This window comes from Aeromonas sp. PI_26 (assembly GCF_027854445.1).
Classification (GTDB): Bacteria; Pseudomonadota; Gammaproteobacteria; order Enterobacterales; family Aeromonadaceae; genus Aeromonas; species Aeromonas veronii.
The window spans coordinates 489,473-511,161 of the sequence record NZ_JAJNOE010000001.1 but is presented as its reverse complement, the minus strand read 5'-3'; the positions used below and the strand labels follow the sequence as shown (position 1 = coordinate 511,161).

15 protein-coding genes and 3 tRNA genes are annotated in these 21,689 nt (G+C 61.0%); 13 read left to right on the top strand and 5 right to left on the bottom strand.

Features of this window, described 5'->3' with window-relative positions; translation table 11 throughout:
- The first annotated feature begins 122 nt into the window (after positions 1-122).
- Together mprF and LRL22_RS02265 are read left to right on the top strand one after the other, a co-directional pair.
- A complete protein-coding gene (gene mprF, locus LRL22_RS02270; protein WP_270904614.1) occupies positions 123-2,672 on the top strand; it encodes a bifunctional lysylphosphatidylglycerol flippase/synthetase MprF in 2,550 nt (849 codons plus the stop codon).
- 11 nt (positions 2,673-2,683) lie between these two features.
- Positions 2,684-3,406, top strand: coding sequence for an AcvB/VirJ family lysyl-phosphatidylglycerol hydrolase (locus LRL22_RS02265; protein ID WP_270904613.1), 723 nt, complete (start codon positions 2,684-2,686; stop codon positions 3,404-3,406).
- A 286-nt stretch (positions 3,407-3,692) separates the two neighbouring features.
- Here the strand turns inward: LRL22_RS02265 and LRL22_RS02260 are convergent.
- Together LRL22_RS02260 and dauA are read right to left on the bottom strand one after the other, a co-directional pair.
- Positions 3,693-3,780: transfer RNA gene (locus LRL22_RS02260), tRNA-Ser, on the bottom strand.
- A 183-nt stretch (positions 3,781-3,963) separates the two neighbouring features.
- Positions 3,964-5,700 carry a C4-dicarboxylic acid transporter DauA gene (dauA, locus tag LRL22_RS02255; RefSeq protein ID WP_270904612.1) on the bottom strand — a complete coding sequence of 579 codons (1,737 nt, stop codon included), beginning with the start codon at positions 5,698-5,700 and terminating at the stop codon, positions 3,964-3,966.
- Between the two features lie 487 nt (positions 5,701-6,187).
- Here dauA and LRL22_RS02250 point away from each other — a divergent pair.
- A tRNA-Asn gene (locus LRL22_RS02250) sits at positions 6,188-6,263 on the top strand.
- A gap of 4 nt (positions 6,264-6,267) precedes the next feature.
- Positions 6,268-6,343, top strand: a tRNA-Asn gene (locus LRL22_RS02245).
- Between the two features lie 225 nt (positions 6,344-6,568).
- On the opposite strand, the gene LRL22_RS02240 is transcribed toward LRL22_RS02245, so the two are convergent.
- Entirely contained in the window at positions 6,569-7,558 is a 990-nt protein-coding gene (locus tag LRL22_RS02240) for a DUF2860 family protein (RefSeq protein ID WP_270904611.1), read from the bottom strand.
- A 278-nt stretch (positions 7,559-7,836) separates the two neighbouring features.
- Between LRL22_RS02240 and LRL22_RS02235 the strand changes: the two genes are divergently transcribed.
- The 9 genes from LRL22_RS02235 to LRL22_RS02195 all read left to right on the top strand — a co-directional run bounded on the left by LRL22_RS02235 (position 7,837) and on the right by LRL22_RS02195 (position 19,460).
- Complete coding sequence (locus LRL22_RS02235) at positions 7,837-8,322, top strand: YqhA family protein (protein WP_005333692.1); 486 nt, start codon at positions 7,837-7,839, stop codon at positions 8,320-8,322.
- A gap of 128 nt (positions 8,323-8,450) precedes the next feature.
- On the top strand, positions 8,451-8,900 hold the full coding sequence (locus LRL22_RS02230; protein ID WP_201936391.1) for a hypothetical protein: 450 nt from the start codon (positions 8,451-8,453) through the stop codon (positions 8,898-8,900).
- A 4-nt stretch (positions 8,901-8,904) separates the two neighbouring features.
- A complete protein-coding gene (locus LRL22_RS02225; RefSeq protein ID WP_270904610.1) occupies positions 8,905-11,892 on the top strand; it encodes a YncE family protein in 2,988 nt (995 codons plus the stop codon).
- The gene (locus tag LRL22_RS02220; RefSeq protein ID WP_270904609.1) at positions 11,892-12,731 is read left to right on the top strand and encodes an FTR1 family iron permease; all 840 of its coding nucleotides are present in this window, start codon (positions 11,892-11,894) and stop codon (positions 12,729-12,731) included. Before LRL22_RS02225 ends, LRL22_RS02220 begins: the two co-directional genes overlap by 1 nt.
- A gap of 102 nt (positions 12,732-12,833) precedes the next feature.
- Entirely contained in the window at positions 12,834-14,258 is a 1,425-nt protein-coding gene (locus LRL22_RS02215) for an FAD-dependent oxidoreductase (RefSeq protein ID WP_270904608.1), read from the top strand.
- Positions 14,259-14,292: 34 nt separating this feature from the next.
- Positions 14,293-14,853 (top strand): hypothetical protein, encoded by a 561-nt coding sequence (locus LRL22_RS02210; RefSeq protein ID WP_139405458.1) that lies wholly within the window; start codon positions 14,293-14,295, stop codon positions 14,851-14,853.
- A gap of 200 nt (positions 14,854-15,053) precedes the next feature.
- Positions 15,054-16,382, top strand: a complete 1,329-nt coding sequence (locus tag LRL22_RS02205; protein WP_270904639.1) for a hypothetical protein — start codon at positions 15,054-15,056, stop codon at positions 16,380-16,382.
- 58 nt (positions 16,383-16,440) lie between these two features.
- Positions 16,441-18,135, top strand: coding sequence for a hypothetical protein (locus tag LRL22_RS02200; protein ID WP_270904607.1), 1,695 nt, complete (start codon positions 16,441-16,443; stop codon positions 18,133-18,135).
- A 113-nt stretch (positions 18,136-18,248) separates the two neighbouring features.
- Positions 18,249-19,460 carry a Bcr/CflA family multidrug efflux MFS transporter gene (locus LRL22_RS02195; protein WP_270904606.1) on the top strand — a complete coding sequence of 404 codons (1,212 nt, stop codon included), beginning with the start codon at positions 18,249-18,251 and terminating at the stop codon, positions 19,458-19,460.
- A gap of 75 nt (positions 19,461-19,535) precedes the next feature.
- Here LRL22_RS02195 and nhaD read toward each other — a convergent pair whose 3' ends face one another.
- Entirely contained in the window at positions 19,536-20,960 is a 1,425-nt protein-coding gene (gene nhaD / locus LRL22_RS02190) for a sodium:proton antiporter NhaD (protein WP_270904605.1), read from the bottom strand.
- A 107-nt stretch (positions 20,961-21,067) separates the two neighbouring features.
- Positions 21,068-21,535, bottom strand: a complete 468-nt coding sequence (locus tag LRL22_RS02185; RefSeq protein WP_005333716.1) for a DUF4357 domain-containing protein — start codon at positions 21,533-21,535, stop codon at positions 21,068-21,070.
- Positions 21,536-21,689 lie beyond the last annotated feature (154 nt).

Genomic DNA, 21,689 nt, shown 5'->3' with positions numbered 1-21,689 from the left:
GGCTGATGCCTCCCTTTCCATCTCTTCCCGAAATTTTCCTGACGAGTTCCTCCCTCGTCCAAACCGGATCCACGACCCGGCCCCCCTTTGCGGGAAACGGTCAATGACCACAGGAACATGGCATGTGGCGTCATCTGCTTAAATGGCTCGGCCCCGTGTGCAGCTTGCTGCTGCTCGGCACCGCTCTGACCGTGCTGTATCACCTGACTCAGGCATGGCACTGGCACGATATTCGTGTGGCCATCTGGTCCCAACCCCTGCCGCGACTGGCGGGCGCCCTGCTGCTGACCCTGCTCAGTTATGGTTGCCTCTGCAGCTATGACATGCTGGCGCTCCATGCGCTGGGCAAGCGCCTTCCCTGGCAACAGGTCAGCATCACCTCCTTTATCGCCTACACCTTCTCCAATACCCTGGGATTTGCCCTGCTGACCGGCACCTCGGTACGCTATCGCCTCTACTCAGCATTGGGGCTCGCCACCGGGGAAGTGGCACGCGTGGTGCTGTTCTGCTCCATCACCTTTTTCCTCGGCCTGCTGGCGTGGGGAGGTGGCGCCCTACTGACCTGCGATGTATCACAGTTGCTGCCTGACTGGCCGCAATGGGCAGATACCCTGCTCAGGCTGGCGGGCGGCATGGCTCTGCTGTTGGTGGCCAGCTACCTCTGCTGGCCTACACACCGTCTCTCTTGGCGGAAACACACCCTGACCCTCCCGGGCTTTCTGATACGTCTGTTGCAACTGCTGGTCGCGCTGGCCGACTGGATGGCCGCCGCCGCCGTGCTGTTTGTGCTGTTGCCTGCAGATAGCGTCCCCTGCCCTGTGCTGCTCAGTGCCTTCGTGCTGGCCAGCTTCCTCGGGGTACTGGCCCACGTGCCGGGTGGGATCGGCGTGTTCGAAGCGAGCATGAGCCTGCTGCTGGCTCACTACCTGCCAGCCGACAAGCTGCTCGCCTCGCTGCTGCTCTATCGCTGCATCTATTACCTGCTGCCTTTTCTCTGCGCCCTGCTGCTCTTTGCGAGTCAGGAGATGCTGCAACAAAAAGCGCGCTGGCAGCGGCTACAGGGGCTGATGAGCGCGGTGCGCGAATTTCTGCCTGCCCTTATCAGCATGGGCACCTTTGCCGCCGGCAGCCTGCTGCTCTGCTCGGGGATGATCCCGACCATACGCAGCCACATTGAAGTGTGGCTGCAGGTGTTGCCGCTCCATCTGCTGGAGCTCTCCCACGTGCTCGGCAGCGTGAGCGGTATCCTCCTGATCCTGCTGGCGCGCAGCCTCTACCGCCGTCACGACGCCGCGTTTCGCACCACCCAGCTGCTGCTGGCACTGGGGATCGCCTTCTCCCTGCTCAAAGGGGGGGACTGGGAGTCAGCCCTGCTGCTCGGCAGCTTCCTGCTCATCATGACCCCCTGCCGCGCCCTCTTCTATCGCAAGGGGTCGCTGCTCTATCCCCAGTACACCTCGGGCTGGCTCATTTCGGTCGGCGCCGTGCTGCTGGGAGCCCTGTGGCTGCTGCTCTTCTCCTACCGTCAGGTGGAGTATGACCACGCCCTCTGGTTCCACTTCTCGCCCCACGGCGGGGCTGCCCGCAGCCTGCGCGCCATGGGGAGCGTGGTGGCCGTGCTGGCCGTGGCCGGGGTTGCCCAGCTGCTTGCGCCGCTGCGCGTAGTCGGTGAAAAGCCGGACAAGGAGACGCTGGCGCGCGCCCACGAGCTGGTGGTACGCGAAGGGGGGATCCACGGCTATCTGGCCCAGTTGCAGGACAAGTCCCTGCTGTTCCACTCCGCCGGCGACGCCTTCCTGATGTATGGCATCGAGGGCAACAGCTGGATTGTGATGGGGGATCCGGTCGGTCGCCCCGAGCAGATCGAAGAGCTGCTCTGGCAATTTCGTGAGCGCTGCGACGAGCACGACGCCAATCCGGTCTTTTATCAGGTCTCGGCCCGCTATCTGCCACTCTATCTGGAGCTGGGGCTGATCCCCTTCAAGCTCGGTGAAGAGGCGATGGTCGATCTGGCTACCTTCGATCTGGCGGGCAGCCGGCTGCGCAACCTGCGCCAGAGCCACGCCAGGGGCAAACGGGAAGGGTTGACCTTCGAGGTGGTCGAGGCGAGCGCCGTGGCTCCCCTGCTGCCCAGATTGCAGACCGTCTCAGATACCTGGCTGCAGAGCAAAATGGGCAAGGAGAAGGGGTTTTCGGTCGGCCGCTTCGAGCCTGACTACCTGACCTTGAGCCCGGCTGCACTGGTCTGGCACGAGGGGCAGATTGTCGGCTTTGCCAACCTCTGGGTGAGCGATAACAAGGAGATGCTCTCCATCGATCTGATGCGTTACAGCCTGGATACCGGCACCGCCCCCATCATGGATTTTCTCTTTGTCGAGCTGCTGCTGTGGGGCAAGGCGCAAGGGTACGCCAGCTTCAATCTGGGGATGGCCCCCATGTCCGGCTTCAACGATCACCCGCTCAACAGCTACTGGGCCCGACTTGGCAATACCCTGTTTGTGCGTGGCAGCCGTTTTTACAACTTTCAGGGGCTCAGACGCTACAAGGAGAAATTTTCGCCCCGCTGGGAACCCCGCTACCTGCTCTGCAGCAGCAAGCTGGTACTGCCCAGAACCCTGACTCACCTGATCACCCTGATTAGCCGCGGCCCGCTGGGGCTGATCAAGAAATAGGAGCATGGCCAATGAGAGCCTTGATTTTGCTGTTACTCAGTCTCGTACTGCCCGTTTCGTCCTTTGCGGCGCACGCCGCCCCGGTCAAGGATGACCTGAACCTGATTGAGCTGCCGGTCAAGCAGCCATCCGAGGCCCCCATGGTGATCTTTCTCAGCGGCGATGGTGGCTGGGCAGCCCTCGACAAGGGGTTGAGCGCCCAGTTTCAGCTGCACGGCATGCCGGTCGTGGGCTGGAGCTCCCTCACCTACTACTGGAAGAAGAAAACCCCGGAGCAGGTGACCGCCGATCTGGAGCGGATCCTCGATGATTACCAGACTCGCTGGCAGCGCCCCCGCTGGTTGCTGGTCGGCTTCTCGTTTGGTGCAGAGATTGCCCCCTTCGTCATCAACCGGTTGCCGGAGCACTATCGTCAAGGGCTGGTCGGGGCCGTGATGCTCTCCCCCTCCACCAGCTCGGATTTCGAGATCCACGTCAGCGACATGCTGACCCACAAGGCCCGCAGCTACCCGACCGAGCCGCAGGTGAAGACCATCCGCGATCTGCCGATGCTCTGCCTGCAAGGAGCCGATGACGATGATGACGACCGCCTCTGCCCCCGTCTCAACCAACCCAACGTCACCAGCGTCACCCTGCCGGGAGGACACCATTTTGACGATAACTACCCCCAGCTCTATCAGGCCATCACCAAGCATCTGAACCTGCCCCCAGATCCGCTGACTGTGGAACATTAACCCGTATCACCACGGAATGCCTTTTAAGTACCGAGCAGGGCAAATCAGTGAACAATGAAAAGGGCCTCTCTTGCGAGAGGCCCTTTAACTGAATTCGACAGCAAGTTTGACAGGATCAGGCTTGGGTTCGGCAGCAAGATCAGTGCGGCTTTTCACTACGATTAGTCAATCGGCTCAACCAGCTGCTGGGCTATCAACAATGCGAATTTGCAGTCCTATGCTGACAACCGCTCGGGATTGCGCCATAAAACAAAAGCCCTGATGTTTCCATCAGGGCTTTGCAATTTGGCGGTGAGGGAGGGATTCGAACCCTCGATACGTTGCCGTATACACACTTTCCAGGCGTGCTCCTTCAGCCACTCGGACACCTCACCAAATTTTTGCTCACTGCTTTATGTGCTTGAGCTGCACATTCGCTGGCGGACCATGCCGCGGCGACGGGGCGTAATGTAAGGGATACGATGGCTTTTGGTCAATGCAATTTTTTACTTTTTGCGTTCGTTTGCTCAATATCCGAACCAAGTGACCAAAAATATGCCGTTTCGTATCCCTTTCAATCAATTTACTGCCGCTTCGTGCAAATGTTCACCTTTGAGCGCCTCTTCCAGCGAGCCGTAAAATTCCAGCTTGCCGGGCTGCGGCCGTACCTTGGCACGGGCCAGGGTCTTGAGCGGTTGGAACTGCAACTCGGCCACCCGTAACTCGACACCGGCTTTAGTCATCTGCTTGCCAAAGTGGAGGAAGGCTGACAGGCCGCCCGCATCGAGGATGGAGACCGCCTCCATCTGCAACACCAGCACCTTGTGCCCTTTCACTTGAGCTTCCAGCTCGGCAAAGACCCGTTCGGCCGCTGCGAAGAAGAGCGGGCCGTTGATCTTGTAGAGCAGGCCGTTGTCCGGCACCTCGCGGGCATAGCGTTTGTGCTCGGCCAAATCGTGCAGTTTGGTCATCTTGGCGATTTCGCGCATAAAGAGCAGGGACGCCAGGATCACCCCGAAGGTGATGGCGATGACCATGTCGAAGATAACGGTGAGCGACAGGCAGACCAGCAGCACCAGCACATCGGATTTGGGCGCGCGACGGATCAGCTCCACCACCTTGTGCGCTTCACTCATATTCCAGGCCACGATGAGCAGCAAGGCAGCCATGGCCGAGAGTGGCAACCAGGAGAGCCAGGGGGCCAGCACCAGAATGGCGGCCAGCACCACCAGCGCATGGACGATCCCCGAAATGGGGGACGTAGCGCCGGCACGCACGTTGGCGGCAGAGCGGGCGATGGCGGCGGTAGCAGTAATGCCGCCAAAGAAGGGAGCGAAGATGTTGCCAAGCCCCTGCCCCACCAGTTCGGCGTTGGAGCTGTGTTTGCGACCGGTCATGCCATCGAGCACCACAGCGCAGAGCAGCGACTCGATCGCCCCCAGCATCGCCATGGAGAAGGCGGCAGGCAGCAGCCGCTCAACAGCCGCCAGGTTCCATTCGACCGGCAAGCCATCCGGTCCGGGCAAGGCCCAGGGCATCACCAGAGTTGGTGCGATGGGCGGGATCCCCATCCCTTGGGTGCCGTCGGCCAGGGTATAGCTGAACTTGCTGCCGATGGTGGCCACATCCACCCCGAAGTAATGGAGGCCAAAACCCAGGCCCACCCCGACCAGCACCGCGGGCAAGTGGCCGGGCACAGGCAGACGCAGGCGCGGCCAGAGCAGCAGCACGGCCAGCGTTGCGACCCCCACCAGGGTATCGCCCCACTGCCAGCTTGGCAGGGCGGCGGCCAGCGCCTCGACCTTGCCCAGATAGGTTTCCGGCATCTCGGGCACGTTCAGGCCGAAGAAGTCCTTGATCTGCAAGGTGGCGATCACGATGGCGATACCACCGGTAAAGCCCAGCGTCACTGACGGGGGAATGTACTCGATAAGGCGGCCAAGACGGGCCATCCCCATCGCCACCAGAAAGAGGCCGGAGATGAGCGTTGCCATCAACAGACCACCGACCCCGAACTGCTGGGCGACCGGGTAGAGGATCACCACAAAGGCAGCGGTCGGGCCGGAGATGGAGTAACGGGAACCACCGGTCACGGCGATCACGATACCGGCGGTGATGGCGGTATAGAGACCGTGTTGCGGCGGTACACCGCTGGCAATGGCCAGCGCCATGGCGAGCGGGATGGCGATGATGCCCACCGTCACACCGGCAATAAGATCACGGCCGAAGCGGGCCATGCTATAGGGTTCATCAATACAGGACTGGCGTAAGGCTATGGCGAGCTTCACGCTATTTAAAGAGGCTTGCTTGTGCATGTATATCGTAATACCAGAAGAGGGAGATAAAGGCCGGAGAGATCCGGCGCCCGATCATCATCAAGGGCCGGCAGGGCTGTCGACGCGGCGATGGTATCCTGCGTAACCTTACTCCAGCCGGGCCATTTTTTCGATGGGCAGGATCAATGAAACGCGCGCTCACCCATTATTTGGCCTATTTGCCGCCAAATCGCCGATGTTGACGATTGTGCTCCTCAATTTAGCTGCAAAGTTCACCACTTGAGTCTTGTTGGCTTACCAGCACGTTCGCGACATCATGCTGGCATCATCAGGTTGATGCGAACCGAGCCAATAACCCCTAGGCCGGTTGGGGGCGGTGATGGCAAGGGACTGATTGTGCTGAAAATAAACCGCAAAGCACAACTTTTGGGCAAACAGTCCGAAAATCCGGTTTTCGGGAAATTCGCGGGTTGACACCCGCCGCCCTGGTCATTAATATTCGCCCCGTCTTAACGAGACAGGCAATTCCTCCTTAGTTCAGTCGGTAGAACGGCGGACTGTTAATCCGTATGTCACTGGTTCAAGTCCAGTAGGAGGAGCCACTTTTCCCTCGTAGTTCAGTCGGTAGAACGGCGGACTGTTAATCCGTATGTCACAGGTTCAAGTCCTGTCGAGGGAGCCATCTTATAAAGCCCAGCCTTTTGGCTGGGCTTTTTCGTATCTGCTGCTTGTTCCCTTCCCTGCTGCGCACGCCCCTCAAATGCCCTATGTCATAACGTCTCTTGTCTGCATGTGATGACCAACCTGCATACAGCTTGAATTGTCTATTGAGCTCCATCCCATAAACAATAGAGCTGGATTGACCAGCCCCTTTGTATGCACCTCATCTCACTGCCGGATGCCGGGATCAGAAACGGTAGAGCAGACCCGTGGTGATGCTGGTGGCGCGAATATCGTAAAAGTCGATCCTGGAGTTTGCCGTGGCGTAGCTGGCGCTCAGGAGTGCAGAGAGCGGCGCAATGCCAAACAGCTGGTGCCAGAAGAGGGTGGCATCGATGGCCATGTCGCGGCTGTCGGCACGCTGGCCAAACAGCGGGTTGGCCTCGTCATAGTCGCGCTTGCCCAGATAGAGGTTGCTGACAAATGACCAGCGGGGCGAGGTTTTGGCGTACGTGAGCTGCAACCCCTTGCTCACGTAAGACTCGGTACTGCCCGCCAGATCAGCCTTCTCATAACGCAATGCTGGCTCGAGGAACTGATCGTCTGTTAGCCGGAACTGGTAGGAGACCTCGGCGGAGTTGACCCGGCCATTGCGATCCAGCATCCCCATCACCGCACGACCATATTGCTCGCCATTTGACTCCCCATCCACCTTGACGTCGCGGCTGGTGACGCTGCCACTGAACGCGCTGCCCCAGATGTTGTCCCACGCCAGACGGGCGCCGTGGGATCGCACATCACTTTCCTGACGTGCCACACCCACAGCAAAGGGATCGCGCCACACCTTGACCGGGGTGGCATTGAACACCAGCGAACCGGCCACGATCCCCTTGTCCCCCAGCTGCTGGCGCAGCCCGAACTGCTGGGTACCGTCGCCGCGAATGGCATCCTGAATGAGGTTGCCCAAAAACAGCTGGCTACCGGTGGAGGCAAAGGTGTAGCGCAGATCCCCGTTGATCACCGGATCAAGGTGGCGCTGCTGCGCCGCAGCCCCCAAAGCGTCAATACGCTCGCTACCTGCACTCCCCGTGGCAAAATTGGACTTGGTCTCGCCAACGCTGGCTCCCGCCAGCACACTGCCGGAAAAGCCAGATTCCTCAGGAATGGCACCCAGAGCTTCAGCCTGAACCCCGCTTGCAACCAGCATCCCCATACTCAACAGCAGACCAATACGCATCGCAACACTCCTGGCAAGCGGCCACTCTCGGTGGGCCGAGCCTGATAAATAGGAGGGAGACAGTCGCCCCCCTGAATTGAGAAGCGGCATGTTACGGCAGGGAAAAATCACAAATAAGACAGCGGGATGCGGTTTTATTTTTTATGATGGCTTTTTATTTTTTTATAGGCGCAAGCAGGGGGCGACCCGGCATAATGAGCCCCCACAGCCTTGCAACGCTGCGGGCTGCTCGCGCCATACTCACTCTATTTAGCCCTGTTCCCAACATCGGAGTTCTCATGCGTCGATTCAATTTCATGCTCAATGGCAGCAGATTGATGATGTTCCCCTTCTACATTGGCATTCTCATCTGCGTGGTATTGCTGATGGTGAAGTTTGCCATGCAGCTCTATCAGCTTTCTGTAAACATTTTCGAGATCCCCTATCTGGACCTCATTACCGGCGTGCTGACCCTGGTGGACTTTATACTGGTGGCCCAGATGCTGATCCTGGTTGCTATCTGTGGCTATGTGCAATTTATCCAGACGGAAGAGCAGCGCGCCTCCCTTAGCAGCAACTGGCTTAGCAAGATCAACTTTGCCTCCCTCAAGCTCATCGTCATCAACTCGCTGGTGACTATTGCCGGAGTGGAGGTGCTCAAGGCATTTCTCGAAGATGGCATCATCAATGAAGTCGATATGAAGTGGTCCGTGGTGGTGTTTCTCGCCTTCTCGCTGGCCGCGCTCATCTATGCGGTGACCGAGCGGATGGCGGAGCATAAATAGTCGAGCTTGATCACAGTGCTTGTTCAGCCTTGATTCACCAGCAATACAATTGATAACACTTTTCATTACTCTTACTGCGTTATAAACTTGCTCCCCCCGGGCTGCCCCGCCCGGGTGCTGGAGCCTTTATGACAAGCCTTTCTCTCTCACCCCGACAATTCAGGCAGTGGCTGGCCTACCACCATCAGGCCGCCGAGGGCACCCTCTATCTGATGTTCTTCTCCGGCCTGCTGCTGTGGGAGCCGCTGACCCCGCTCTGGTCGCTGGCGCGCTGGAATCTGTTTTTCCATGTGATGCTCTCGCTCACCCTGTTCCCGCTGCTGTTTGGCGCTTTCTGGCTCTCCCATCGCAGCTTGTTGAACCGCAGCAACAAACCCTTTTTACGCACCACGGGGCGGATTATTGAAGCCCTGCTGCTGATCTGTCTGGCCAGCGGCCTGCTGCTGGTGCTGCACGGCACTCCGGGCGATGCCATGGGCAACCTCGCCAGCTGGGCCCACTGGCTGAGCGCGTTGGCGTTAACTCCTCTGGTGCTGCGCCACGCCTGGCGCTGGACCATCTTGAAATGGCGCTCCTGATCCCATGTTGAAGTCATCGTTCTCTGCATATTTGTCACACCTGCTGGCCCTCCTGCTGCTGGCCAGCCCCTTCGCGTTTGCCCAGCAGATGAGTTCAGGGATGCTCGCCTATGAGGAGGGAAGCGCCCCGCGCCTCGTCACCGCCAACCTGAGCGCAGGCTCGGTCACCCTGCTTGAGCGCGATAGCGGAAAACGCCTAAAAGAGGTGCAGCTGGGGGGCGATCTGCGCCAGCTTGCCCGCGCCGATGATGGCACCCTGCTGGTCACCGATTACAGCGGCGATCGCCTGCTGCTGCTGGATGATGATCTCGATCTGGAAAAGGCGATCCCCACCGGCCATAGACCCTATGGGGTCATCTTCGATGCCAAACGGCAGTGGTTCTGGGTCACGCTGTTCGAATCCGCTCGCCTGCAGGCCTATGACACCGCAGGCAACCTACAGCTGGATGCAAAGACCGCCGAGACTCCCCGCGGGCTGGCCTTGACCAACGACGATCGCCTGCTGCTCACCCACGCCATGACAGGCCAGCTCGCCATCTATGATCTCGCCAAGCTTGGCCACGGCGCCAAGGGATCTTCGCTTCCCAAGCCCAAGCTCATTACCCTGGCCGAGACCCATAGCGACACGCCGAGCGACTCGCAGGGATTGCCGCGCCTGCTCGATGGCATCGCCCTCTCCCCCGATGGCAGCGAGGCCTGGCTGCCCCACGTGCTGTGGAGCTTCAGCCACCCCTTCCAGTTTCAAAGCACCGTCTTTCCGGCCGTCTCCATCATCGATCTCGATGAGGAGAAAGAGCGGGTCGATGAAAGAAAGCAGCTCTTTTTGCAGATCAACCTGCCAAGCGTCGGCAACCGCAGCCAGATCGTCTCCAACCCGTTCGCAGCGCGCTTTGCCGCCGATGGCAAGCGGGTCTATCTGACCCTGGCTGGCTCGGAAGATCTGCTGGTGTTTGATCTCTCCCGCAGCGGCAAGTCCAACAACAACCGCCACCGCCGCAAGAAGTTTCAGGGGGGCGCCAAGGCGACCCAGCTCTTGCGTCACCTGCCGGGCCAGAATCCGCGGGATCTGCTGATCGATGGCGACCATATTCTGGTGCACAACGCCATGGGGCAGGATCTTACCCGCCTCAATAGTGGCGGCAGCGGCCCGTTTGCCCGAGTCACGGTCGATGTGCCCCAGTTCGCCAAACTGGTAGAGACGGATCCCCGCCCCGAGCCGCTTCAGCGCGGCGAGCGGCTATTCAACCTTGGTAACACAGCGTCCAACTCACGCTTCCCCATGGCAGGAGACAACTGGATGAGCTGCAACTCCTGCCATCTGGACGGGTTCAATTTCACCAACCGCTATCTGATGGCGGCCCATCGCCAGAAGAGCGGCGACAACGCCATCAACGGCCACGCCAACCTCACCAACATGGTGGCGGGGGATTTTGTCGGCGAATACCTGCGCATGACCCAGCAGACCCAGGGCGGCATGGGGCACGACACCCGCGATGGGGCCGAGGCAGTTGACCCCGCGAGGCCCCAACCGGAAGTGAAAGCGATGATGGAAGAGTTGCACGCCTTCGTCACCGCCGATGGCAACCTCCCCTATCTGGCCAACTGGCTGCGGCTCGATGCCCCGCGCACGGATCCCGCCAGGGCGCCGACTACCCACCCGAAAGAGTGGCTCAACTCCGCCTCCTGCCAGAACTGCCACCAGCAGGCGTTCAAGGACTGGAGCGAGAGCAACCATCGGCTGATGGGCAACTCCCACCCCTACTACAAGGTGGCGCAGGCGCTGGCACGCGAAACCGAAGGAGAAGCGTTCGGTCAGTGGTGTCAGGGCTGCCATATGCCCCAGCAGGTGATGACAGGCCAGCTGGATCTGCCCAAGGGCTCCCACATGTTCGAGCAGGGCGGCGCCTCACTGATTGCCGCCCACAAGACGGGTGAACCTGTGGTTGAGGAAGGGACCGGCTGCGTGCTCTGCCATCGCATCACCAAGGTGGAAGATGCGGGCGGCAACAGCGCCTTTACCGTGAATTTGAAAGACCGCGAGAGCTATGTGTTCGAGGATGCCCCGGGCGGCAGCCTCCAGCACTGGCTAGCCGAGCGGCAGATCAACGCCCGTCCGGCGGCCCACAAAGCCTCCTATCAGAAGGATTTCTACCGCGACGCGGCTCTGTGCAAGTCGTGCCACAACGAGTTTGCCCCCGGTACCGGCGCCAATATCGTCAACACCTGGGACGAGTGGGAAAAATCCAGCTTCGCAAACGCGGAGGATCCCGCCAAGCGGCGCACCTGTATCGACTGCCATATGAACCCGGAGCCGGGCAATGGCGGTGCGCCGGTGGCGGGCCAGTCCACCGAAAACGGCACCATGAAGGCGCGGCTCTATCGCCACAACTTTACTGGCGCCCAGCACCAGCTGGTGGGGCTGCGCAACCCCGACCTTGAACAGGAGAGTCTGGCCCTGCTGCGCTCCAGCGCTACCCTTTCGGCCCGTATCGAACAGGCTGCCGATAGTCAGCGGTTGGTGGTGCGGGTCGCCAATACCGGCGCAGGCCATGCCCTGCCCACCGGGGTGGCCGATTTTCGTGAACTCTGGCTGGAGCTGACCGTCACCGACGCCAGCGGCAAGCTGGTGCTTGCCAGCGGCCAGCCGGTGGATGGTGCAGTCCCCGAAGATGCGCGACTGTTCAGAAAAGTGTTCGGCGATGCCGAGGGCAAGCCGGTGGGGCTCAAGTTCTGGCGCTACGCCAAGCTCTTGGAAGATACCCGCATTCCGGCCGATGGCTGGCGCGATGAAGCCTGGCCGCTACCCGCAGATGCCCAGGGGCCCTTCAAGGCCGATATCAAACTCAATTTCCGCACCTACCCCAAGTGGGTCAATGATGCGGTGCGCGCCGCCGAGCCGAACTTGCCGGAGCCACCCATAGTGCTACTCAATCGGCTGCAACTGACCTTGCAGCCTCTCCCCGTCACGCCCGCTACGGAGCCTCAATCCTGATGTTTGCAAGTTTTCTCATTACTCTGCGCGAGGGGCTGGAAGCCTTCCTGCTGGTCGGCATCTGCCTCTCCTACCTCGCCAAGCTGGGGGCGAGCCGCTACAACAAGTTCATCTATCTGGGGGTGGGGCTTGGCCTTATCGCCTCACTTGTGGTCGCCTTCCTGTTCCAGGTGGTGGTGAGCCAGTTCGAGAGCGAGCGCTACAACCACCTCTTGATGGCGGGGATCCTCATCTTCGCCACTCTGGTGCTCACCTATATGGCGATCTGGATGCAAAAACAGGCTAAATCCCAGGTGGGGGCCATGACAGCGCGCATCGATGCGGCCATCGATGGCGGCAACCTGTTTGGTCTGGTGCTGCTCGCCTTTCTGGCGGTGATGCGCGAAGGGTTTGAAACCGTGCTGTTCTTCTCGGCCCTGGTTTACTCCGGGCAAGGGGTGGATCTGCACGAGGGGCTGATGGGGGCGCTGGGCGGCCTGCTGCTGTCGGTGGTGCTGGTGTGGGGGCTGCTGCGCTCCACCCGCAAGGTGGCGCTGGCCCCCTTCTTCCGCTGGACCGGCCTGCTTATCATCATCATCGCCGCAGGCTTGCTCTCGTCCGCCGTCAACATGTTGCAAGCGGCAGACATCATCACCTTCTGGACCACTCCGGTGTTCGATATCAGCCACATTCTCGACGATCAGGGGGTATTTGGTACCTTCCTGCGCGCCCTGTTTGGCTACAATGCCTCACCCGCTGGCTTGCAGCTGCTGACCTGGGCCCTCTATCTGGCGATCTTCGTTACCCTCTGGCAGCGCAGCTATCGCCCGCAGGTGAGCGCCGCATCCAGCAAGGGCTGAGCCAACACGCCCTGTGGCAACAAGGGCACGGAGTAACAACACCATTCGGGAGCCGCGCCTTGGCGCGGTTTCCTTATCTATCAAGCAGTTTCGGAATAGGTCATGAGCGATAACAACAAGAAAAGCATTGCAGTGCTGGGCGCTGGCCCCGCCGGTTTGATGGCGGCCTGGCGCCTGCGCTGCGCCGGTTTTGCCGTCACCCTGTTCGAGCAGGAGCCGGTGGTCGGCGGCATGTGCGCTACCCAGACCTTCAAGGGGCGCGATGGGGAGTATCGCTTCGACTACGGCGGCCACCGCTTTATCACCAAAAACCCCGAGCTGCTCGCCTTTATCGACGAGCTGATGGGGGACGATCTGCTCCACGCCGAGCGCAAGAGCGTGATCCGCTTTGGCGGGCGCACCTATGACTACCCCCTGAACCTGCCCAACCTGCTAAAAACAGCGCCGCTGGCCCTGATGGCCGGAGCGGTAAAAGATTTGCTGCTGTTGCCCTTTAGCAAGAAGCCGGACGATTTTGCCAAGGCGAGCTTTGCCGAGTGGATCCAGAGTCACTTTGGCCGCACCCTCTATCGCCAGTTCTTCGAGGGCTACACCGGCAAGCTGTGGGGCATCAATCCGGACAAACTCTCCGCTGACTGGGCCGGCCAGCGCATCAGCCTCATCGATCTCAAAGACGTGGCCCGCCGCCTGCTGCCAAGACGCAACGGCAGTATCTCGGTGCGCACCTATGCCCGCAAATACCGCTACCCCAAATATGGCTTTGGCCAGATCTTCACCACCCTGGGGGAGCGGCTGGTGGCAGAGGGCGTTGAGCTCAAAACCAGTGCCACCATCACCCGCCTTGAGCAGGCCGATGGCCGCATCGAACGGGTTTATTGGAAACAAGATGACGTTGAGCTGAGCGAACGCTTTGATCAGGTGATCTCCACCCTGCCGCTGCCGCTCACCTGCCAGCATCTGGGCTTGCCGTGCGATCTGCACTACCGGTCGCTTCGCTTCGTCAATATGCCGCTCAAGCAGGAGAACCTGTCGGACAACACCTGGCAGTACCTCTCCGACCCCCATATTCTGGCGACCCGTTTGCAGGAGCCGCGCCGCCGCAGCCCCTTTATGGCGCCCCAGGGCCAGACCTCGGTGATGCTGGAGATCCCCTGCAATACGGGGGATGCCACCTGGCAGGCTCCGCTGTCCGATCTGCGCGGTCGGGTTACCACTGATCTCGCCAGCCTCGGCGTCGATACCCAGAAGCTTAGTGATGAGACCTTCGAAGCCCGCAGCGAATACGCCTATCCGCTGATGGATTTGGGCTATCAGGCGCGCCGCAACGAAGCGATCAAGGCGCTGATGCCCATCACCAACCTCATCATGACCGGCCGTCAGGGGACATTCCGCTACATCTTCACCGACACCGCCATGGAGATGGGGATGATGGCCGCTGACATGGTGATCGACGGGGTGGACAGACGTCACGCCATCTTCAACCATCGCAACGAAAATACCGTGATCGAAACCCAGAGCGTGGCCTGATGGCCGCGCCATTGGCATAAGTAAGGAGAACAGGATGACCATCCGCCCGGGTTTACTCGCCCTCACCCTGCTGCTGGCCATGAGCGGGCAGGCGCAGGCTTACTCCTACGCCGCCGCCGGCAAGGAGCCTCTGATCGATGCACGCGAAGCGCTGCTGGGCGCCGCCACTGGCGGCAAGGATGCCAGCGCCACCTTGAGCGAGATTGCCGATGAGCTGACCTATCTGGAACAGCACCACAAGGTGGAGCTGCAAGGGCCGCTGGCCGCCGCCATCAAGGCCAAAGACGCTGCCGCCACCGCCGCCCTGCTTAATCGCGCCTATAAAGCGGAGATTGAGCGCCGCCTCGAAGGGGCCAGCCAGAATCTTGGCGACTACCAGACCGCCAAGGTGCTGGTGGTCAAGAGCAAGCGCTTCCTCGACTTGATCCTCCCATCACTCAATGAAGGGGATCGCAAGGCAGCCGAACAGGCGCTGGCCAAGGTGCTGGATGCCATCGGCAACCCGGGGGTATTCGGGGTGGGCGCCAAGCCCGCCGATGCCGCCGCCTTTAGCGATGCAGAAAAAGCGCTGATGGCCGTGCTGGCGCCGCTTTGATGGCAACCTGCCCATCATTGCGTCACCTCGCTGTGACTAGAGGTGGGTTTCGCTGTGCTCTACTCACCCTACGCACGGCCTGCCGATAGATGCACCCGGACGCCGGTTTGCCCCCTTCTCACCTTGCGGGAGAAGGGCTGGGGATGAGGGGGAAGGCAACGTATCGGCGTTGGGCTTCCACCAGCTCAATCACCATGTGGCTGCTTGCCCTGCTGCAACTGGCCTGGCTTGGCTGGCTGCTGACCTTCCCGGTGGCGCTGGATTCCGACGATGCCCTCAATTTCGCCCACGGGGTGACGCGCTTTAGCGTGCTGGAGTTCTCCCCCCACTTTCCCGGCTACCCCGCCTTTATCTGGCTGACGCGGCTGATAAATCTGGCGGTAGACGATCCGGCCCGCGCGGTGCAGTGGGCAAGCCTGCTCGGTAGCAGTTTGCTGGCGCCGCTCGCTGCTTTGCTGGCGGTGAAGCTGTGGCAACGGCCAAGCCTGCTGGCACCCGTCTGGCTACTGGTGCTGGCACTGCCGCTCACCCCGACGCTGGCGCTCTCCGGCCTTTCGGACGGGCCCGCGCTCGCCGCCTGGCTCGGGTCTCTCTTGGCCTTGCAGCAGCGCAGAATTGCACTGGCGGGTCTGCTGCTGGGTCTATTGCTGGCGCTGCGTCCCTCCTACTTCGTGTTGGCCCTGCTGCCCCTGTGGCTCGGGCTGGCGCAGGATGGAACGCGCGTCAGGTTTGTGCTCCCCATCGCACTGGTTGGGCTCACCAGCCTGCTGTTTGTCTGGCAGGCCGATGGCTGGGCCTATTTCAGCGAGGGGCGGCGCTTTACCGACGGCCACTTTACCCTGTGGGGCAACACAGCGGCGGCCCACGGCGATAGGCTGCTGAGCTGGGCGCGCACCTTCGACGATCAGCTGACCCCGCTTTGGCCGCTGTTGATCGGGGCATTGCTGGTGCTGCCGCTTTGGCAAAGATCAAAAAACCACCCTGCCGCCCTCCCCCCGCTCTGGACACTCTATTGGCTTGTCCTACTGCTCTGGACCCTGTTTGGCCAGAACCCTGACAATCCCCGCCATCTGGCGCCCATCACCCTGCTCGGTATTGTGCTGCTGGCAGGCTGGCTGCCGCGCCGTGGCGAGTGGGTGGTCGCGGTCGCCGGATTGCTGCTGCTCGGCGTGACCTTTACCCTGCCCCGTCCGCCCGCCATGGTGCAAGCGGCAAAACTGGCAGAAAAAGCGTGCCCGGCGCTGGTGACCCAGTGGGGGGTAAGGTTGCTGCGGGAGACCACAGCTCTGCCGGTCACGGACGGCTGGTACAAGGGGGATGCGGCGCTTGCGCTCTCTCAAGGAGCCTGTCGCCTCAGTCGCCGCCCCATCGCCGCGAGTGAGATGTCCACTGTGGTGCGCCAGCACTGGTTTGCCCCGCGCTTTGCCGCCGAGCCCGGCCTCTGGCTCGCCATTCCCTCGCTGCAGACACCCCATGGGGAAAGTGACAAGAAACACAGAAAGAGCACAAAAAACCGCCAAGACAACTAAAAAAGAGGGGAACAACTCGGGTACACTCACTGCGCATCCATAACAGACGAGTCTCCTTATGCGTGTAACCAGAGAGTGGCTTTGGGTTTTGTCGGTGCTGAGCGTGGCCTGTGCCCTCCTGTTGCTGCCATTCTGGCTGCGTGGCGGCAGTCAGGGCCATGATCTGTTTCACCACCTGCTCTCCGGTCACTTCTTTGCCGTGCAACTGTGGCAAGGTGAGCTCTATCCGCGCTGGTTGATGGAGATGAACGGCGCCTTTGGCAGCCCGGTCTTTTTCTTCTATCCCCCCCTGCCCTACTATGTGAGCGCCCTGTTCGCCGGCCCCACCCCACTGGCCCACGAGGCGATGACGCCGCTGCTCTGGAGCAGCAGCGTGGCACTCTGGCTCTCCGGCCTGTTTGCCTATCTCTGGTTGCGCCCCTTTGCCGGCCACGGACGGGCGCTGGCGGCCAGTTTGCTCTATATGGCGCTGCCCTATCATCTGGCCATCGATATCTACGCCCGCTTTGCCCTGGCGGAGAGCTGGGCCTTCGTCTGGGCACCGCTGGCACTGCTGGCGCAGGATCGCCTCTGCCGCGGCGCCCCCTTTGCGCTACTACTGCTCGCACTGGCCGTCTCCATGCTGACGCTTTCCCATCTACCAAGCACCCTGCTCATTCTGGGCTTGCTCACCCTGCGCAGCCTGCTGCTGGTCTGGCGCTACAAGGGGAACACAGCGCTTGTCAGTGTCCCTGTCACCGCCTCCCCGCTTATCGGCACCCTGCTGGGCCAGCTCTGGGGGTTGGCGATGGCCAGCCTGTTGCTGCTGCCCGCCCTGCTGGATCAGGGGGGGATCTCCATGGAGCAGATGCGCACCGGCATGTTCGAGTTTCAGCGCAACTTTCTCGATCGTTTGCCCCAAAGCCGTGATGACTGGCGCTTTCGCGGCCATCTCGCCTGGCTGACTCTGCTCACCCTGGCTCTGCTGTTGGTAGCTTGGGCTGCCGCCCGCGAGCCGCGCCATCCCGAGTTGCTGCTCTGGGGGGTCATTGGCACCCTGAGCTTTCTGATGATGCTGCCACCAAGCGAGCCCCTGTGGCGCCTGCTCACTCCGTTGCAACTGGTGCAATTTCCCTGGCGCCTAAATCTGCTGCTGGTCATCGCTACCGTCGCCGTGGTGGCGCTGGGTACCCCCACCTATCGCCCGTGGCAGTGGGTCTGGTGGCTACTGCTTGCCCTCACCCTGCTCTCGCAGGGACTCTATGTACGCGAGGCGCCGCTCACCCAGGCTCCCGTAAAGAGTCAGCTCGACGGGGAGTTCGACAGCAAGCGCAGCGCCCGCGAATACCGACCAACGCAGGTGCCACGCGGCATGTTTGCCCCCACCCTCCTGGCCTGGAAAGAGGAATTCCAGCCCGCCATCACCAGTGACCATCAGGGGGTGAAGTGGCAGATCCAGCGCTGGCAGCCTCGTCATATCGAATTGACAGTGGATGCCCCGGCGCCCGCCAAACTGATCCTGCACCAGTTTGATTACCCGGGCTGGCAGGCAAGGCTCGACCAGCATCTGCCCCTTAGCGTCAGCAGCACCCGCAACGGGCTGGTGCAGGTCTGGGTGCCCGCCGGACAACACAGCCTCACCTTTACCCTCACCGCCCGCTGGCCGGAGCGGCTCGGGTACGCCATCTCGTCGCTGGCCTGGCTGCTCTGGCTGGGGGGGGTGATCCGCGCAGCGCGCCCCCATGACCGCAAGCGTGCACCCCAAGGTGGCTGAGCCGCCGGGCACCTCCCCCTTTTGAGGGGGCAGGAACGTCATGCCGAGCGGTGGCAAACCTGATAGACTCGCCCTTCTCCCTTTTTCAACCAAGGTTCACCAGCGGATACCCTATGCCCCAATCGCCAACAGCTCAGGCTGCCGCCCTCTCCCCCCGTTTTCTGTTTATCCTGCTCGGCGCTCTGGCGGGTCTGACCCCGCTGGCGGTGGATATGTATCTGCCCGCCATTCCGGCCATCGCCCGGGATCTGGTCACCAGCATCGACGGCGCCCAGCTCACCATCAGCGCCTTTTTGGGCGGCTTTGCCATCGGCCAGCTCTTCTACGGCCCGCTCGCTGACAGCTATGGCCGCAAGCCGGTGATCCTGGCGGGGCTGGTGATGTTTGCCATCGCCTCGGTGGGCTGCGCCATGGCGGACTCCCTGCCTGAATTGCTGGCCTATCGGATGTTGCAAGCGGCGGGCGGTGCGGCGGGTTCTGTGGTGGTCAATGCCCTGCTGCGCGATCTGTTCGAGAAGGATGCGTTTTCTCGCGCCATGTCGTTCGTCATTCTGGTGATGACCCTGGCGCCGCTGGTGGCGCCTGTGGTGGGCGGCTATATCAGTGCCCACGCCGACTGGCGGGTGATCTTCTGGCTGCTGGTGGGGATCAGCCTGCTGATCTGTCTGGTGATGCAGTGGAAAATTCAGGAAACCCTGAAACCCGAGCACCGTCAGCCCCTTAATCTGGGCCAGATCCTCAAGAACTACTGGGGGGTGCTCTCCCATCGCGGCGCCATGGGCTATGTGCTGTGCGGCTCCCTCTCCAGCTCCGGCATGTTCGCTTTCTTAAGCGGCTCCCCTTATGTCTATATCGAGTACTTCAAGGTGCCGACCGAGCACTACGGCTGGCTGTTTGGCCTCAATATCCTGCTGATGATGGTGGTCACCTTCGTCAACAGCCGACTGGTGAAAGGGGTGGGCGCTGAGCGAATGCTGCAATACGGCCTGCTGGTGCTGCCCTGCGCGGGCGCCCTGCTGGTCTACAACGCCTGGAGCCAGACCGGTGGCCTGTGGGGCATCGTCATTCCGGTGGTACTGTTTGTCGGCCATATCAGTCTGGTGGGTGCCAACGCCATGACCGGCCTGATGGGCCACTTCCCGCAATCTGCGGGCACCGCCTCGGCACTGGCGGGCACCCTGCGCTTTGGCATCGGCGCCCTGGTCGGCATTCTGGTCAACCTCAATCCGCCCCACTCGCCGCTGCCGATGGCCATCGCCATCGCCTGCTGCGGGGTGGGTTCGACTCTGAGTTACTGGCTGCTGACCGGCAAGCGAGGCGATTGATCCCCCTCCCCCGGTCAGAAAAACGAAAGAGGCTTCCGTCAACGGAAGCCTCTTTTCGTACTGGCGGCCGGACGTTCAGAACTGGGCACTGTTGAGCCAGAGGTGCGCCCCTATGCTCACCAGATAACCGAGCAAGATGGCAGGCAGCCACTTCAGGTGGCCAAAAAAGGTATACATGCCGTGGGCCTGTCCCATCAGGGCCACCCCGGCCGCAGAGCCGATGGAGAGCAGGCTGCCGCCCACTCCGGCTGTCAGGGTCACCAGCAGCCACTGCCCCAGCGCCATATCCGGGTTCATCGACAGCACGGCAAACATCACCGGAATGTTATCCACGATGGCCGACAAGACCCCGATGAAGATGTTGGCCATGGTGGGCTCCCCACCGGCATACAACCAATGTGATACCAGCTCCAGATACCCCATAAAGCCCAGCCCACCGACACACATCACCACCCCGTAGAAGAAGAGCAAGGTATCCCACTCCGCCTTGGCCACCTTGTTGAACACGTCAAATGGCACCACAGAACCCAGACTACGCAACCGCACCTCATCGCCATTGCGTTCATAGAGCGCACGCTTGCGGGCAAGGGATCGTGGCAGCGACTTGCGCAAATAGAAGCCGAAAAACTGCAGATAACCGAGCCCCAGCATCATGCCCAGTACGGGTGGCAAATGGAGGAAACTGTGGCATAGCACCGCCGTGATGATGGTCAGCAAGAACAGCGCGACGATGCGGCGGGCCCCCCGCTTGAGATCGACCACCTCGTTATCAGCCTCCGGCACATGGCGCGGCACCATCAGGCTCATCAGGATGGCCGGGACCAGAAAATTGAGCAGAGAGGGAATAAGCAGGGTGAAGAACTGGCCAAATTGCACCTTGCCCGCCTGCCACACCATCAGGGTGGTGATATCGCCAAAGGGACTGAACGCCCCTCCGGCGTTGGCGGCGATCACTATGTTGATGCAGGCAAGATTGACAAAACGCCGATCACTGTTGGCCACCTTCAGCACCACGGCGCACATCAAGAGCGCAGTAGTCAGGTTATCTGCCACCGGCGAAATACAAAAAGCAAGCCCGCCGGTCAACCAGAACAGGGTGCGCAAGTGAAAGCCGGATCGCACCAGCCAGGCGCGCAGGGCATCGAACAGCCGCCGATCCTCCATGGCGTTGATATAGGTCATCGCCACCAGCAGGAACAGCATCAGCTCGGCATATTCCAGCAGGGTATGGCGGAAGGCCTGCTCGGCCGCAGGGCTCATCCCCTGCTGTGCATAGGCGATACCGATCAGGATCCAGATCACCCCGGCGGCCACCAGCACGGGTTTGGACTTGCGTAGTTGCAGATACTCTTCGGCCATCACCAGGGCGTAGGCCAACACAAACAATCCGACACAAAAAAGTCCGATTGAGGAGGATGTCAACAGAACAGGGCCACTACTGGCATGGGCGGGAGGGATAAACAGGGACAGCAGCAAAATAACAGGGGTGAGCGCAGACATGGTCTCTTCCTTTTAGAACCATCTGGCAATGATGCTAACACCTGGATGAAAAGAAAAATTCATCCAGGTCAATTAACGCTTAATTGGTTTGCTGTCGAAACGCGGGATTATTTCTTGCCGAAACCCGACTGCTTGAGGGTATAGCCTGCGCTGTTTTGCCAGGCATCCAGACCGCTGCGGTTATTGCCCGCCACCAGACTGGCGGCCAGACTCGGGCTGTTGAACAGCTGATCGGCGGTAAAGACAAAGCCGCCCTGACTGCGGGGCACTATGACCCCCTTCTCCAGCAGTTCGTGACGCAGCTCGATCACCGCTTCACGCAGGGAAGCGGCATCCTCGCCATTGGCGGTGGAACCGGCCAGCACCATAAAGCCCGGATTTTGCCGCTTGCCCACCGGATAACCGTGGGCCTCGGCCCCCTTGCCGTTGAAGTGGTAGAGCTCGCGCTCCCCCGGCCGGTTGTCGGAGAGTGCCTTTTGCAGGGTCATCAGCTCGTTGTAGATCTCGATGGGGACGACGGCAGCCTGCTTGTTGCCCTTGCTATCGATGATAAAACTGACTTGCTTGTGTAACATCCTTGCTCATCCTGTGACCCATGGAAGCCCCTATTCTAACCACCTCGGGCAAGCGGGATCCAGCGAGGATCCACTGCTCTTTTGCCGCCTTGATCACTAACTGGCACTCTTGATCAACCGTAAGGGGTGTTGATCAATGCTGGCCGTGCTAGCG